The 15640-nt window shown below is 72.8% G+C and carries 10 protein-coding genes; 5 read left to right on the forward strand and 5 right to left on the reverse strand.

Annotated features, from left to right (window positions below; translation table 11 throughout):
• The first annotated feature begins 24 nt into the window (after window positions 1-24).
• The 5 genes from yidC to F1D97_RS03415 all read left to right on the forward strand — a co-directional run bounded on the left by yidC (window position 25) and on the right by F1D97_RS03415 (window position 9321).
• Window positions 25-1200, forward strand: coding sequence for a membrane protein insertase YidC (gene yidC / locus F1D97_RS03395; RefSeq protein WP_236122321.1), 1176 nt, complete (start codon window positions 25-27; stop codon window positions 1198-1200).
• A gap of 46 nt (window positions 1201-1246) precedes the next feature.
• Window positions 1247-1750 (forward strand): Jag family protein, encoded by a 504-nt coding sequence (locus F1D97_RS03400; protein WP_236122322.1) that lies wholly within the window; start codon window positions 1247-1249, stop codon window positions 1748-1750.
• Between the two features lie 3941 nt (window positions 1751-5691).
• Window positions 5692-6393, forward strand: a complete 702-nt coding sequence (gene rsmG, locus F1D97_RS03405; protein WP_236122323.1) for a 16S rRNA (guanine(527)-N(7))-methyltransferase RsmG — start codon at window positions 5692-5694, stop codon at window positions 6391-6393.
• Between the two features lie 790 nt (window positions 6394-7183).
• On the forward strand, window positions 7184-8107 hold the full coding sequence (locus F1D97_RS03410; RefSeq protein WP_236123469.1) for a ParA family protein: 924 nt from the start codon (window positions 7184-7186) through the stop codon (window positions 8105-8107).
• The gene (locus tag F1D97_RS03415) at window positions 8104-9321 is read left to right on the forward strand and encodes a ParB/RepB/Spo0J family partition protein (RefSeq protein WP_236122324.1); all 1218 of its coding nucleotides are present in this window, start codon (window positions 8104-8106) and stop codon (window positions 9319-9321) included. Before F1D97_RS03410 ends, F1D97_RS03415 begins: the two co-directional genes overlap by 4 nt.
• A gap of 78 nt (window positions 9322-9399) precedes the next feature.
• Here the strand turns inward: F1D97_RS03415 and F1D97_RS03420 are convergent, their stop codons facing one another.
• From F1D97_RS03420 to F1D97_RS03440, 5 genes are all read right to left on the reverse strand, one after another.
• Entirely contained in the window at window positions 9400-10386 is a 987-nt protein-coding gene (locus F1D97_RS03420; protein WP_236123470.1) for a D-alanine--D-alanine ligase family protein, read from the reverse strand.
• 85 nt (window positions 10387-10471) lie between these two features.
• Window positions 10472-11812 carry an aminotransferase-like domain-containing protein gene (locus F1D97_RS03425; RefSeq protein ID WP_236122325.1) on the reverse strand — a complete coding sequence of 447 codons (1341 nt, stop codon included), beginning with the start codon at window positions 11810-11812 and terminating at the stop codon, window positions 10472-10474.
• Between the two features lie 94 nt (window positions 11813-11906).
• Entirely contained in the window at window positions 11907-12227 is a 321-nt protein-coding gene (trxA, locus tag F1D97_RS03430) for a thioredoxin (protein ID WP_236122326.1), read from the reverse strand.
• On the reverse strand, window positions 12224-13219 hold the full coding sequence (gene trxB, locus F1D97_RS03435; protein ID WP_236122327.1) for a thioredoxin-disulfide reductase: 996 nt from the start codon (window positions 13217-13219) through the stop codon (window positions 12224-12226). The genes trxA and trxB overlap by 4 nt, the downstream gene beginning before the upstream one ends.
• 127 nt (window positions 13220-13346) lie before the next feature.
• Entirely contained in the window at window positions 13347-15581 is a 2235-nt protein-coding gene (locus F1D97_RS03440; protein WP_236122328.1) for a protein kinase family protein, read from the reverse strand.
• Window positions 15582-15640: the final 59 nt, after the last annotated feature.

Raw genomic sequence — 15640 nt, forward strand, 5'->3', positions numbered from 1 at the left:
CACCCCGACAGGAGCTCTGCCCTCATGGGTTGGTTCGACGGACTGCTGAACCCGATCATGGTCGCGGTGGCCTGGATCATGGTCCAGTTCCACTCGCTGTTCAAGGCCATGGGCCTGGACGAGGACGGCGGGCTGGCCTGGACGCTGTCCATCGTCGGCCTCGTCGTCGTGATCCGGATCCTGCTGATCCCGCTGTTCTTCAAGCAGATCAAGGCCTCGCGCGGCATGCAGCTGCTCGCGCCCGAGATGCAGGCCATCCAGAAGAAGTACAAGGGGAAGACGGATCCCGCGTCCCGCGAGGCGATGAGCCGCGAGACGATGGAGCTCTACCGCAAGCACGGCACCAACCCGTTCGCGTCCTGCCTGCCGATCCTGCTGCAGTCGCCGATCTTCTTCGCGCTGTTCCGCGTCCTCAACTCCCTCAAGCCTCTGTCCGAGGGCACGTACCCGCGCGGTGACTCCATCGGCCCGATGACGCAGGACCTCGCGTCGTCCGCCGAGTCCGCCACGATCTTCGGTGCCCCGCTGTCCGGCACGTTCATGCAGGCCAACGGAGACATCCACATCCAGCTCGTCACGGTCCTGCTGATCGTCGCGATGTCCGCGACCACGTTCTTCACGCAGCGCCAGCTCACGCGCAAGAACATGCCGCCGTCGGCCCTCGAGGGCCCCATGGCGCAGCAGCAGAAGGTGCTCCTCTACGTCCTGCCGCTGATCTTCGCGTTCTCGGGCGTGAACTTCCCGATCGGTGTCCTCGTCTACTGGACGACCACGAACCTCTGGTCCATGGGCCAGCAGTTCTACACGATCCGCCGCATGCCGGCGCCGGGCTCCGAGGCCGAGCGCCTCATGCTCGAGCGGCGTGCCCGCAAGGGCAAGGGTCCGGTCATCGAGGTTCCCGCGACCGTCGTCGACGAGAAGCCGCGCGGGCAGCGCCAGCAGCCGAAGCGCAAGGACCGGCAGAAGCCGACCGCTCGTGCGGCAGGCACGTCCGCCTCCGACGTGCAGGACGCGCCCGTGAGCGACGCTCCGGTCACTGACGCTCCGGTCACCGACGCTCCGGTCACCGACGCGCCCGTGACCGACGCGCCCGTCACCAAGGCGAAGCCCAAGAGCGGGGGAGTGACGCCGAAGAAGGCGGGCGGCCCCCCGCCCAAGAACGCTGGCCAGAGCAGCAAGAAGCCGCGCCCCAAGAACTGACCGCGTCTCGTACGCGGACCTCGGTAGCTCTTCGAACGGAGACCCCATGACGACTCAGAACGACGCCGACACCGGAGCGACGACGCGCCTCGAGGAGGAGGGCGAGATCGCGGCCGACTACCTCGAGGAGCTCCTCGACATCGCGGACCTGGACGGCGACATCGACATCGACGTCGACCATGGCCGCGCCGCGGTCGAGATCGTCTCCGAGGACCCCGAGGACCGCTCGCTGCGCCGGCTCGCCGGACGCGACGGAGAGGTGCTCGACGCGCTCCAGGAGCTCACCCGCCTGGCCGTCCAGGCCAAGACCGGGGAGCGCAGCCGCCTCATGCTCGACGTCGCGGGGTACCGCGCCGGGCGTCGCGCGGCCCTGGCCGAGGTCGCGAACGAGGCCGTCGCTCGCGTGAAGGCGAGCGGCGAGCCGGTCTCCCTCGAGGCGATGAACCCCTTCGAGCGCAAGGTCGTGCACGACGCCGTGGCCGCTGCCGGCTTGGCCAGCGACTCCGAGGGCGTCGAGCCCAACCGCTACGTGGTGGTCCGCCCGGCCTGACCGCCGCCGCACTCACGACGAACGGGGTGGTTCCCACGGGGGAGCCACCCCGTCCGTCATGTCTCAGCGCGTGGCGCTCCTGCGCGGCCAGCCACACCGTTCCACGTGAAACAGCGTCCCCTGTCCCTTGCCCATGATGCAGCTGGCGTCCGGCCGAGTCGCGCGATGGCGCAGTGCCGGGCGGCCAGCCGAGCTCGACTGCCGTGCGGGACTGCGCACGGTCGGGCAGACGCGGCGAAGTCCATTCGACGTTCAAGTCCTGTTCCGCTGCGCGCCACGGAGGGAGTCCTGCGCTACTCCCGCCAGCGCTGACTGATCCCCGAGGGGGGCGAGTCGTCCAAGACGACGGCGCACGGGCCGAGTGGCGCCCCCTCAGTTACGCCCATCGTCGAGCGCGCATGCCACCCGAGGTCCCAGCACGCGCGGAGCGGATGCGCCGACCGCGACCGACCGGGCGGAGAAGCGAGCGTCGAGGCTCGCCCGAGGAAGCCCCGCGGTTTCACGTGGAACCACTCACCGTGTCCCGACCTCCCGCCGTCCTCAGAGGAGCGCGCGCTGTGACCAAGCGGATTCCCCCCGCTCGGCGGAACCGCGACGACTCGTCGCGGACCGCCCAATACTCCAATCGGCTCTGACCCTTTGCGTCCATCTCGGTGTGGTGCGGGGCGCGATCGCCCACCTGACGCCGAGGACTCCGCGCCCGAGCGGGCCCCCGCTGCTCGTGACCAACTCTCTCCTCCGCGCACCGGCACCGCTCACGAGGTGTCCATGCGCACCCGCCCCCGTCGCACATACGGCCTATTCGGACGAGGCGGACACAAGGTTGGGGACTTGTATGTCTGCGCCAGGAGGCTCGGAGAGTCTTCGCGCGCGAGCTCGTTTGCGGCGTGATCAGCGCCCGTTCTGGCAGCAGATGTCTGTTTCGGTGCGTCCGATGCGTGCCAGGCGTGGGATCACCTGCGGGCGACCTTCCGTGCCCGGAGCCTTGCACCCGCTGCTCAGCTGGCGCATCCGGCCGTCGCCAGCCCGAGGGCTCGTGCGGTTCCATGAGCGCTCCAGCACCGCGAGCCGCATGGACTACCGGTGCGGGTCGAGTGACGTGAGCACGCGCTGGCCGGCCGAGGCCGAGTCGCATTCGCGAGTTTGGAACGAGGGCGGACCGGAAGTGACCATCGGGGTCGTCACATCCGGCGGGGCCTGAGGTGTCGCCGAAGGGTGGGCGTGTGGTCCGCCCGGGGCCTGCGGTGCCCGGAGGGGCAGGGTGGCGCGTGCCGCCACGTCGGCGTCGTTCCCGTCGAGGCGACGTGCGGCCGCGAGGTGGGTCTGCTCATCGGGCGGTGAGACGCGGACCCAAGTACGTCACGCCGGCGACGCGCAGAGAGTCAGTTGCTGCTCGTGTTACGGCCCAACCCGGTACGCCGGACTCCCCTGGAGGCGGTCGAGGTCCCGACAACCTGAACGGGACGCCATGCCGGCCTCCGAGGTCCCGGAGACCGAGCGCGCCTCGTTCCACGTGAAACGTCAGCGGTGTCCGGGGAGACTCGGGCTCCACGACCTCAGTGAGGCCCCGCGTGTGCGCGCTGCGTGCGGGCAGCAGGAACCCGAACAGGGGCCTGGAGTTCAGCCGATGGCGGCCCGACGAGGGACATGTTGCTGCGCCACTGACGAGGCGCGGCGGGCCTGTCCCAGGGCCGTGAGGCGTGGGACGAGTGAGGGACACGGCCCGACAGGGTCGCGCCCGCGCCGGAGACCCTCGCTCGCGACGCCCGGCTTGAGTGAGGCAACTCGCTCCACGGTGGCTCTGCGCGCGGGAGTTGGCCTCCGACACCGCTGCCATCGGGCGTCTTCAACAGGCTCGGTGCTGCAGGCGCGCGCTTCGTTGCAGCCGATGGCCGCGCGCAGACGGGCTCCATTGCAGGGCCTGGCGCACCCCGGAGGGGTCCGAGGACCGCCGGGCATCGAGGTGCTGCTCTGCGCTCGGCGAGCGACGCGGCGCTCGGCTGCGGTCCGCCTGCGCCCGGAGCTCTCCGCCAGCCACCTCGTCCGTTCATACATTCCTTGGCGCCCGACTCCCGGCCTGTGGTCGATCCGCGCCGGATCTCAAGGCGCAGAAGGGTTCCGGACCGGCGCTACGAGGACACCGCAGTTCGGCGCCGGGTGGCGCCGGTGTCGGCACGAACGCATACCAGCCCGTCCCGTCGTCCGTACGATGCGCCTTCCGGTTTCACGTGGAACCGCGCCCGCCGCAGAAGCAGGTGCCGAGACGACCCGCGGGCATGGCGCCCGGCCGGGCGAGCCGCGCGGTTCTGCCAGTCGCGCAGTCCGCCCAGTCCAGTGTCGCGCAGCGCTGCGACACACCGGGCGTCCCAGGTCGCGGCCAGCTCTCCGTCCCGGGCAGTGGGGACCGGGTGCCACGGCACGTCGCCAGGGAGGGCACGGACCGAACCGGGGGCAACATGCCCTGACAGCACGGCCGCGTATCGATGGAATGGCACGTCCAGCCGGCGGTAGCGAGGTAGTGCTCGTGTGCCGGGGCGAGATCGGCGCGAAGCGTACCGACGCGCACCCGTCCTCATGCCGCCACCGGTGTTCCACGTGAAACGGGATGGTCGCGCACCTCGCCTCGCGCCGCAGAGGATGAGGACGACGTGAGTCGGCGCCGATCGGCACGTCGCGGCGCGTGCGAGGCGGTGCACCGCTGCGCCGCCGGTGCAGACCTGCCCACCGACCCGCTTCCAGGATGAGGGGACGGGGACGGCGACCTCAGTAGCCGCTGGACGTGCCATCCTGCGCGTGCTCAGTTCTGCAGGTCGGCGCCGACGATAGTGGCTCTCCGCGACGGACTCGCTCTGCACGGAGTCGCGCCAGTTCCACGTGAAACATGGGGCACCCGCCCGCTTGGGGCGAGGAGCGAGCGGCTGCGATGGAGCCAGGGTCGGCGAGGGCCGCGGCTGGGCTCAGCGTGAGCGGCGCCAGGCTACGGCCTGTGCGGAGCGGCGGTCGGCGAGCTGGACGACGCAGCGGCCCCGGATCCTCTGGCGGGTGCAGCCCGGACCGAGGGCATGGCCACGGACCGAGCTCTTTGCTCGACCAATTGAGCTGCGATCGCGGAACGCGTGCATGCACGACCCGCGTCGAATGCGGAGAGCGTGATGCCGCGGATGAGTCGGCACGCCAGATGGTCGTGTTTCACGTGGAACGGTCGCGGCACGGAGGGCGTCGGAGACCGCTCGGACGGATGCGGGACGACGGAGGAGGACCGGGCGGGAGGCAAGCGCCCGCGACCTGGGGAGTGTCGAGCCCCGCGCTGCCGAGCGCACCGAGACGCGTGAACGAGAACGGATGGGGCTCGCGGTGTCGGGCAGGGCCCGGGAGGCGACATGGTCTGAGCCCGCTCCGCTCGGGACAGGCGGGCGCGTCGTGGGCGGACGTCGGGGCCAGAGGTGTGGCGCTGGCGCTGGCTCGCATAGGAGCGGGTCGGGGCGGTGTGAGTGGTGTGCGGACGCTAGGGGGGACCGGCGTGGGAAGCGCAGGCGTACCGCAGGCCCGATGCCCCGTTGCCCGACGCCCAGGGAGGAGGTACGTGCAGAGGCCGCGGCTGGCAGCGTAGGTGCGTGATCGACCGCGGACTGGGCCGCAGACCAGAGCGCCGCAGGCCTCGCGCCCCGAGTGGGCGCTCGTGCCGGCGAGCGGCCGCGCGCGGTGTGGCGCGGCGGTCGGGACCGTTGCTGTGACGCTCGCGGCGCACCGTGAGGAGCGCTAGGAGAAACCGAGGGGACCGACCTGTGTGACCAAGGCGAAACTCGCGTGCGAGAGGTTGTGCACATCGGGGTGCGCCGCGTCCGGCGGGGGTCGTCAAGCCGGTACGGTGGGTTGTCGCGCGGCGGTCCGCGCGCGTCCGGCAGCGGGAGGTTTCACGTGGAACGAGAGGTGGCGTCGTGATGGGCAGCAACGACGCGGCTGAGCTCCACGAGACCGACGATCCCTCGGACGACCGGGACACCCTGGAGGGCGACCCGCGGCTCTCGGAGTTCTTCGGGGCGGCTTGGGAGCAGGTCAGCGCGTTCCACGCCATGCTGACCGAACAGGGGGTGCTGCGCGGGCTCATCGGGCCACGCGAGGTGGCGCGGCTCTGGGAGCGGCACCTGCTGAACTCCGCCGCGGCAGTCCCGTTCCTTCCGAAGGACGGGTCCATCGTCGACCTGGGGAGTGGTGCGGGACTTCCCGGCGTGGTCGTCGCGGCGATGCTGCCCGATGCGCACGTCGTGCTTCTGGAGCCGATGGAGCGACGGACCGACTGGCTGGGCGAGGTCGTCGACCGGCTGGATCTCTCGAACGCCGAGGTCCGGCGCGCGCGAGCGCAGGAGGCACTCGACCTGCAGGTCGATGCCGTGACGACCCGCGCAGTCGCCGCGATGGAGAAGCTGTACGGATGGGCGACGCCGCTCATCCGACCCGGTGGCACGCTCGTGGCCCTCAAGGGCGCCCGTGCCGCGGAAGAGATCGAGAACGGTCGCCGCGCGGCGCGTCGAGCGCACGTCGGGGCCGTGGAGCTGCACGAGGTGAGCACGCTGGACGGCGTCGAGCCGACCCGCGTCGTCGTCGCCGTGCACGAAGGGCGGAAGAGTGTTCGGAAGGCGTAAGCAGGGGCGCGCGCCCCAGCCGGTCCCCGTGACCGCGACATGGCCCGCAACCCCGATCGAGCCGGAGCCCGCTGAGGCGACCCCCGAGGTGGTCGAGGCTCCTCCGGCACAGGGGACCCCAGCACCCGACACCTTCTCGTCGGCCAACGGCGCGCCCGGCCCCGGGACGGCCGGCGTCTCCTGGGGGCACGAGGCCGTCGCCGCACCGACCGTCGCGCCCGCCGTCGACCGGCCCGAGCAGCCTGCCGCGGCGATCGAGCATCACGCACCGAGCGAGAGCCACGCACCGAGCGAGGACCACGCGCCGAGCGAGAGCCACGCGCCGAGCGAGGACCACGCGCCGAGCGAGAGCCACGCGCCGAGCGTCGACGACACACAGAACCCGGACAGCGGGGCGAGTCAGGGCGGTGCGCAGCACGACGGCGACGGCGATGTCGTCGGGGGAGAGGGGCGCGCGGCCACGTGGGCGGCGACCTGGGGAATCCCGGGCCAGGGGGAGAGCACGACGGGCGAGCTGGTCGAGAGCGTCGATGTCCACGACGCCCTGGCCACGGGGCCCGAGACCCCGGCGCTGGAGCACAGCGTCGACGACCACCTGAACGGAGCGGCTGACGCCGTGGAGAACGTCTCGACCCTCGGCTCCCAGGACGCCGTTTCACGTGGAACGGCGGAGCGGGAGTCGCTCGCCCAGCCGGAGGCGCCCGCGCCGCTGGCCGACCTGGACCCCGAGGAGCAGCGCCGCGCCGCCCTCGTCCAGAGCCTTCCGGCCGCGACGCCCGACACCCCGCTGATGGCCGAGCTCCAGCTGGACGCGCGTCGGCGCATCGAGCTGCGGGGGCGGCAGTTCCCGCGGCCCGCGGAGACGCGCGTGGTGACCGTCGCGAACCAGAAGGGTGGCGTCGGAAAGACGACGACCACCGTGAACCTCGCTGCCGCCCTCGCGCAGTCGGGGCTCAACGTGCTCGTCCTCGACAACGACCCGCAGGGGAACGCGTCGACCGCTCTGGGCATCGAGCACCGCGCGGGGACGCCCTCCATCTACGAGGTGCTGGTCGAGGGCGCGCCCATCGCCGAGGCCGTGCAGGAGAGCCCGGACGTCCCGAACCTCTGGTGCCTGCCCGCGACGATCGACCTCTCGGGCGCGGAGATCGAGCTCGTGTCGATGGTGGCGCGGGAGACGCGCCTGCGCAGCGCGCTCGACACGTACCTGCAGTGGCGCGTCGACAACGGCATGGAGCGCATCGACTACGTGTTCGTCGACTGCCCGCCGAGCCTGGGCCTGCTCACGGTGAACGCGTTCGTCGTGGCGCGCGAGGTGCTGATCCCGATCCAGTGCGAGTACTACGCGCTCGAAGGATTGAGCCAGCTGCTCAAGACGATCCAGCTGATCCAGGCGCACCTGAACCCGGACCTGCACGTCTCCACGATCCTGCTCACGATGTACGACGCACGCACGAACCTCGCGCAGCAGGTCGCCGCCGAGGTCCGTGAGCACTTCCCGGACCGCACGCTGCGGACCACCGTGCCGCGTTCGGTCCGGATCTCCGAGGCACCGAGCTACGGCCAGACCGTCATGACCTACGACGCCGGCTCGTCGGGCGCCCTCGCGTACCTCGAGGCGGCACGAGAGATCGCCGAGCGAGGCGCGGCGGCCGGCACCCCCACCACACCGACCAGCGTGACCGCGGCGAGCGGCACGGAGGAGGACCGATGAGCGAGAAGCGACGCGGACTGGGCCGCGGCCTGGGTGCGCTGATTCCGGCTGGGCTCGACGGCCAGCGCCCGGCCAAGGACCGTCCGGTCGACGTCTTCTTCCCGGACCTCGGGGACCAGCACGCCGAGCCGGGCGCGGCGACGACGACCGCGGTGATCGACGGCGCTGCCCCCGCGACGGACGCCCCCGCGACGACCGCTGTGCCGGTCGACGTGCCGGCCGATGCGGCGACCGGGGTGGCGACCGCGCCTGTGCAGGACTCCTCGGCGGCGACGAACGGCACGGCCGCGACGAACGGCACGGTGGCGTCCGAGAGCGCTGCTGCGGCCGTCGACGCCCCCACCTCCACGGTCGCGCCGGCGGTCGTCGAGGACCTGGACGGGCTCGTGCCCGTCCCGGGTGCGCGGTTCGCGGAGCTGCCGGTGGGGTCGATCCGACCCAACCCGAAGCAGCCGCGCACGGTCTTCGAGGAGGAGGCGCTCGACGAGCTGGTCGGCTCGATCCGCGAGATCGGCGTGCTGCAGCCCGTCGTCGTGCGGCAGGTCGACGAGGGCTACGAGCTCATCATGGGCGAGCGTCGCTGGCGCGCGACGCAGGCGGCGGGCCTGGACACGATCCCGGCCATCATCCGTGAGACGGAGGACGGGGACCTGCTGCGCGACGCGCTGCTGGAGAACCTCCACCGCTCGCAGCTCAACCCGCTCGAGGAGGCGGCCGCCTACCAGCAGCTGCTGGACGACTTCGGGTGCACGCACGAGGAGCTCGCGACGCGCATCCACCGCTCGCGGCCGCAGATCTCGAACACCCTGCGTCTGCTGAAGCTGCCGCCGCTCGTGCAGCGCCGCGTCGCGGCGGGGGTGCTCTCCGCGGGGCACGCGCGTGCGCTGCTGGGTCTTGCGGACGGTGCGGCGATCGAGCGTCTGGCGCAGCGGATCGTGGCCGAGGGCCTGTCGGTGCGTGCGGTGGAGGAGATCGTCTCGCTCGGTGGCGACGAGGCCGCTCCCGGCGCCCGCCGCGCGGCGCCGCGGGCCGGTCAGCGGAACGAGGCGCTCGACGAGCTCGCGACGCGGCTCTCGGACCGGCTCGACACGCGTGTGAAGGTGCAGCTCGGCAAGTCGCGCGGCCGGCTGACGGTCGAGTTCGCGTCGGTGCAGGACCTCAACCGGATCCTCGCGACGCTGGCTCCGGATGACCCGGGTCTGCTGAAGGGCTGAGGTTCGGCTCCGGGTCGTGGGTGGTGATCCCGCGACCCGGAGACCGTTCTGCGGTGCGCCCGCGCGTGGCGGGGGCGCTCAGAGCGCCTGGACGCCCTCCAGGCCGGTCGGCTCGGCGGCGAGGGACGCCTCCACGAGCGACCGGTACAAGGTCGAGAGGTTGTGCCCGGCGGCCTCCGCTGCCTGCGGCAACAGGGAAGTCTCGGTCATCCCAGGAGTGACGTTCACCTCGAGGAAGTGCACGACGCCCTCCTCGTCGACGATGAGGTCGGCGCGCGACAGGCGCGCGAGGCCGAGAGCGCGGTGTGCGGTGATGGCGACGTCCTCGACGGCGGCGCGCGTCTCCGGAGCCAGGCGTGCGGGCGCGAAGTACTCGACGCGACCGGGGTTGTAGCGCGCGTCGTAGTCGTAGGGCCCGTCGGTGACGATCTCGATGGGCGGCAGCGCCGCCGGTCCGTCGCCGAGGTCGACGACGGACACCGCGACCTCGACGCCGTCGACGGCGCGCTCGATGAGGGCGGTGTCGCCGTAGGCGAAGCACTCGACCATCGCGCGGGGCAGCTCGTCGGCGGTGCGGACCACGGAGACGCCCAGGGCGGAGCCGCCGCGGGACGGCTTCACGACGACGGGCAGGCCGAGTCGGGTGACGATGGCGTCCAGCACGCGTCCGGCTCCGAGCTCGCGGAACAGCGACTGCGGGAGGGTCACGAACTCGGGCGTCACGATGCCGGCGCGGGACACGACCGTCTTGGCGATGGGCTTGCTCCACGCGACGCGGCTGGCGCGCGGACCGGTGCCGAGCAGGCGCAGCCCGAGGAGCTGGACGACGTCCCGCACGGAGCCGTCCTCGCCGCTGGCGCCGTGCAGCACGGGCCACACGAGGTCGGGTGCGAGCTCGGTGAGCGCGGGTACGAGGTCGGCGTCGACGTCGTGCAGGCTCACGTCGACGCCGGCGGAGCGCAGGGCCTCGGCGACGCGCCGGCCGGAGCGGATCGACACGTCACGCTCGTGCGACAGTCCACCGGCGAGGACGGCGACGCGCGGTGCGCCGGAAGCGCCGGGCACGAGCGGGGCGGACAGGGTGGGCGAGGTCGGGGACGACGAGGTCACGGTTGCGTGCTCCGGGGACGAGAAGGTGCGGGAGGCTGCGTCACACGACGTCGGGCGCGGGCGAGACGACGTCGTCTGCGGGCTCGTCGCCTCCGGTGCCGAACATCTCGACGAGCTCGCGCTCGCCGGAGACGACCGATGCGAGGCGGCGCACGCCCTCGCGGATCCGCTCCGGCGTGGGATAGCAGAACGACAGACGCATGTGGTCGCGGCCGGTGCCGTCGAAGTAGAACGCGGTGCCGGGCACGTACGCGACGCGGGCGGTCACGGCGCGGGGGAGCATGTCCTTCGCGTCGAGCCCCTCGGGAAGCCGCACCCAGGTGTAGAAGCCGCCGTCGGGCACGTTCCAGGACGCCTCGGGCAGGTGCTCGGAGAGGGCGCCGACCATGGCGTCGCGGCGTTCGCGGTAGAGCTCGCGGTAGCTCTTCACCTGCGACCGCCAGTCGCAGGTCGCCAGGTACGACGAGATCGCGATCTGCGACGCGTTGGACGGGCACAGGATGGCCGACTCGGACGCGAGGACGAGCTTCTCGCGGACGGCGTGCGGCGCGACGGCCCAGCCGACGCGGTAGCCGGGGGCGAACGTCTTGGAGAACGAGCCGAGGTAGATGACGCCGTCCTCGTCGTACGAGCGCAGCGCGGGCCACGGGTCGCGGTCGAAGCCCAGCAGGCCGTACGGGTTGTCCTCGAGGACGAGGACGCCGTGCCGGCGGGCGATCTCGAGGATCTGCGGCCGCCGCTCCAGGGCGAGGGAGACGCCGGCGGGGTTGTGGAAGTTCGGCACGGTGTAGAGGAACTTCGTCTGCCGGCCGGCGGCAGCCAGCGCGGTCAGCGTCTCCTCGAGCGCGGCGGGGATGAGCCCGTGCTCGTCGATCGGCACGTGCACGACGTCGGCCTGGTAGGCGCGGAACACGCCGAGCGCCCCGACGTAGGACGGGGCCTCCGCGACGACGACGTCGCCGGGGTTGATGAACACGCGCGTGACGAGGTCGAGCGCCTGCTGCGAGCCGGTGGTGACGACGACGTCGTCGGGGTGGGCACTGATCGACTCGAGTGCCATGACCTCGAGGATCTGCTCCCGCAGGGTCTCGTCGCCCTGGCCGGAGCCGTACTGCAGGGCCTGCAGGCCGCGTTGCGCGACGACCTGCGCGGCGACCTGGGCGAGCGAGTCGAGCGGGAGCCCGTCGAGGAACGGCATGCCGCCCGCGAGCGAGACGACCTCGGGCCGGTTCGCGACCGCGAACAGCGCGCGGATCTCGGAGGCGCGCATGCCGTGCGTGCGGTCGGCGTAGGCGTCGAGCCAAGGGTCGAGCCGCGTGCCCGCGGCGGGGGACGTGGGGGTGCCCGACGTCTCCGGCCGGGGCATGGGCTGCGAGTTCATCTGGGCAGTCTTGCACGCCTGGTCGGCCGCCCAGGACGGAACGGGACCTGTCAGACGGACAAGTCCTGTGAAGGCTCGTGCGGCCCCCCGGCCGTCAGGCCGCGAGGAGCGCCTCGATCTCCTGCGCGTAGGCCGCCTTCGGCCGGGCGCCGATGACCTGCTTGACGAGCTCACCGCCGGAGTAGATGTTCAGCGTCGGGATCGACACGATCCCGTAGTCGCCGACGACGCCGGGGTTCTCGTCGGAGTTGACCTTGACGATCTTGATGCGGCCCTCGTACTGGTTCGCGAGCTCGGCGAGCACGGGGGCGACCATGCGGCACGGTCCGCACCACGGCGCCCAGAAGTCGACGACGACCGGGATCTCGGACTCGAGCACCTCGGCGCGGAACGTCTCGTCGGTGACGTCGATCATCGGGCCTCCTCCACGAGCACGGGCACCTCGGTGGGCACCATCGGGTCGACCGCGTCGCCGAGCGACGCGAGGAAGTGCTGCGCGTCGAGCGCGGCGGCGCACCCGGAGCCCGCGGCGGTGATCGCCTGGCGGTAGGTGTGGTCGACCGCGTCGCCGCACGCGAACACGCCCTCGAGGTTGGTCCGCGTGCTGCGGCCCTGGACCTCGATGTAGCCGTTCTCGTCGAGGTCGACCTGCCCGAGCAGCAGCTCGGTGCGCGGCACGTGCCCGATCGCGACGAACACCGCGCCGGCACCCTGCTCACGGGTCTCGCCCGTGACGGTGTCGCGCAGCGTCACGCCGGTGACCTTCTCGTCGCCGTGGATGCCGACGATCTCGCTGTTCCACGCGAACTGGATCTTGGGGTCGGCCGCGGCGCGGTCGGCCATGATCTTCGAGGCGCGGAGCTGGTCCCGGCGGTGCACGAGCGTCACGGAGCGGCCGAACCGGGTGAGGAACGTCGCCTCCTCGACCGCGGAGTCGCCGCCGCCGACGACGAGGATGTCCTGGTCCTTGAAGAAGAAGCCGTCGCACGTCGCGCACCACGAGACGCCGCGCCCGGAGAGGCGTCGCTCGTCGTCCAGGCCGAGCTCGCGGTACGCGGAGCCGGTCGCGAGGATGACGGCCTTGGCGCGGTAGGTGGTGCCGTCGGAGACGGTGACCTCCTTGACGGGGCCGGTCAGCGAGAGCGACGTCGCGTCGTCCCACAGCACCTCGGCACCGAACTTCTCGGCCTGCGCCTGGAGGTTCTCCATGAGCTCGGGGCCCTGGATGCCCTCGGGGAAGCCGGGGAAGTTCTCGACCTCGGTGGTGTTCATGAGGGCGCCGCCCGCGGTCACGGAGCCGGCGACGACGAGCGGCGCGAGGCCGGCGCGCCCGGCGTAGATCGCGGCGGTGTAGCCGGCGGGGCCGGAGCCGACGATGACGAGCTCGCGGATGGGCTGGTCGGTCACAGGACGGTCCTCGGGGTCGCAGGGGCCGCCGGTCGCGGCGGGCTGTCGCAGTCAACCGATGGTAGGCCGGATCTGTTCCCGCGGAGCGCCGCCTCTCTCGCTGTGGACGAGCCCGTCCGGCGAGGCGTCAGCCGAGGGTGATCTCGTTGAGCTCGAGCCGGAACGCCCCGTCCGCCGCGGTCGGCAGCTCACTGATCCACAGCGTCACGATGTCGGTCTCCGTCGGCTTGTCGAGCTCGATGGTGACCTCGGGCGCGAACGACCCGGACCCGAGCACCTCACCGCCGCTCGGGTCGTCCGCGCCGCCCGTCGTGACCTGGAACGTGCCGCCGTTGGAGCTGGTCTTGAGCGTGACGCTCGAGACCAGTCCGGGCTCCTCGAGCTTCATCACGAAGCCGACGCCGTCCTTGAAGCCGGAGAAGTTCGCCTGCTGGTACGTCATCGTGTACCAGTACGTCGACGTGTCGCCGTCGAAGGCGCGGTCCACGGCCTCCTCGTGCTCGCCGTCGTCGTCGGACGGGTCGACGCTGCGCGCGGACGCGATCACGGGCTTCGCACCCGACGGCGGCGGCGTCGACTGCTCGCCGGTCGGCTCGTCGCTCGCCTCCTTGGTCGGCTCCTCGCCGCCCGACGTGGCCTCCTGCGACGCCGTGGCCTGGGGCTTCGGCTCGGGCGCACCCGTGTCGAGCGACGAGAACAGCGCCTTGAACGCCAGGACCACGCCGATGACGACACCGATCCCGACGACCGCGAGGACGAGCGCGGTGGGGTCGAAGGAGCGCCGGCGCGGCGGCTCGTCGCCGACCTCGCCCATGACGGACGAGAAGTCGTCGTCGCCCGACGGCCCGCCGCCCCAGGGCGACCCGCCGCCCGGGGGCACGACCGGCGGCTGCCCGCCACCACCACCGGCGGCGCCGCCTGCCGGCCCACCCGCGCCCGTGCCCGGGTAGCCGCCCGGCGGCACCGAGGGAGGCGGGGTGGCCGGCCCCGACGGCGGGACGGACGCGTGGATCGTGCCGAGCGGGATCGCCGCGCCCGGGGTGCCGGCGGGTGCGCCCGGTCGGGTCGAGATGCGCGACGGCCCTGAGCCCACGGGCGGTGCGACGACGGATGCGCCGAACGCGGAGGTCCGCAGCGGTGCTGCGGGCGGGGGCGTGCCGGGACGGTTCACGGCGGGCGACGAGTCGTCGCCGAACGCGTCGCGCACGGACTGCCGCTGCACGCGGATGGGCGCGGTGTCCTGCAGGTCGTCCTCGGGCGTCGCCTCGCGCATGCCGCCGGCGGCACCGGCCGCACCGGCGGCAGCGGCACCGGCGACGGACGCGGGGCTCCCGAGCACCTCGGTCGGGTCGGCCGAGCCCACCGGGACCCCGGTCGGCGGCGTGCTCGTCGTGTCGCGGTCGTCGGTCACAGCGGCTCCTTCGTCGTACGCCCTGCCCGTACCCGTCGCCCCGCCGCCGGGTACCACCACGGTCGGCGCGAGAGGTGCGGTGACCGGTGCGGGCGCCGGTCCAGCAGCCGGTGCAGCAGCCGGTGCAGCGGCCGGTCCGGCAGTCGGCGCGCCGGCCGGTGCGCCGGACCCCGCCGGCACCGCCCGGATCGCGCCCCACGGCTCCAGCTCGCGCACGAGGTCGCCGGGCGTGTGCGGACCGTCGTCGTGCGGGCCGAGCGTGACGGTGCACAGCGTGTCCAGGTCGTTCGGGACCGTGCCGACGAGCTCGGCGGGCGGCACGGCCAGCCCGCCGCTGCCCGGTGCGGACGGCACGCCGGGTGCGATCGCGTCGCTCGACGTCGCGGGCCACCGGCCGGTCAGCGCGGTGTAGAGCAGCCGGACGAGGTCGACGGAGTCCCGTCGGCTCGTCGTGCGCGCGTCGCCGTCCGCGACGCCGAGCACGGCCGCGTCGATGCCGAGGCCGGTGATCATGACGCGGCCGGGGCCGACGAGGTGCAGGCAGCGCGGGCGCAGCGCGAGGTGGTGCAGGCCGCGGCGGCGGGCGACCTCGAGCGCGGCGGCGGCCTCGCCGACGACGGCGCGGGCCTGCTCGGGCGTCAGGGGCGCGCGCGCGACGAGCTCGGCGAGCGTGGGGCCGGACACGTCCTCGGTGACGACGTAGCCGAGCCGGTCGTGCGTGCCGACGTCGAGGACGCGCGTGAGGCGCGGGTCGGAGACGAGCGCGGCTCGGCGGGCGCCGTCGAGCGCGGACGCGATCGCGCCGGAGGACAGCACGACGGCCCGCACGGGCCGGTCGAGGATCTGGTCGGTCGCGTACCAGACGGACACCCCGGGGACGTCGCACGTGCCCTGCTCGCGCACCCGGTACCGCCCGGACAGCACGGTGCCGGGCCCGACCACCTCGCTCACGTGCACCTCCGTGCGCTGCGTCGTCGTTCGGTCGACCCCTCGTCGGGGCCTGCCAGCAC

It is taken from the genome of Cellulomonas palmilytica (genome assembly GCF_021590045.1).
GTDB classification, from domain to species: domain Bacteria; phylum Actinomycetota; class Actinomycetes; order Actinomycetales; family Cellulomonadaceae; genus Cellulomonas; species Cellulomonas palmilytica.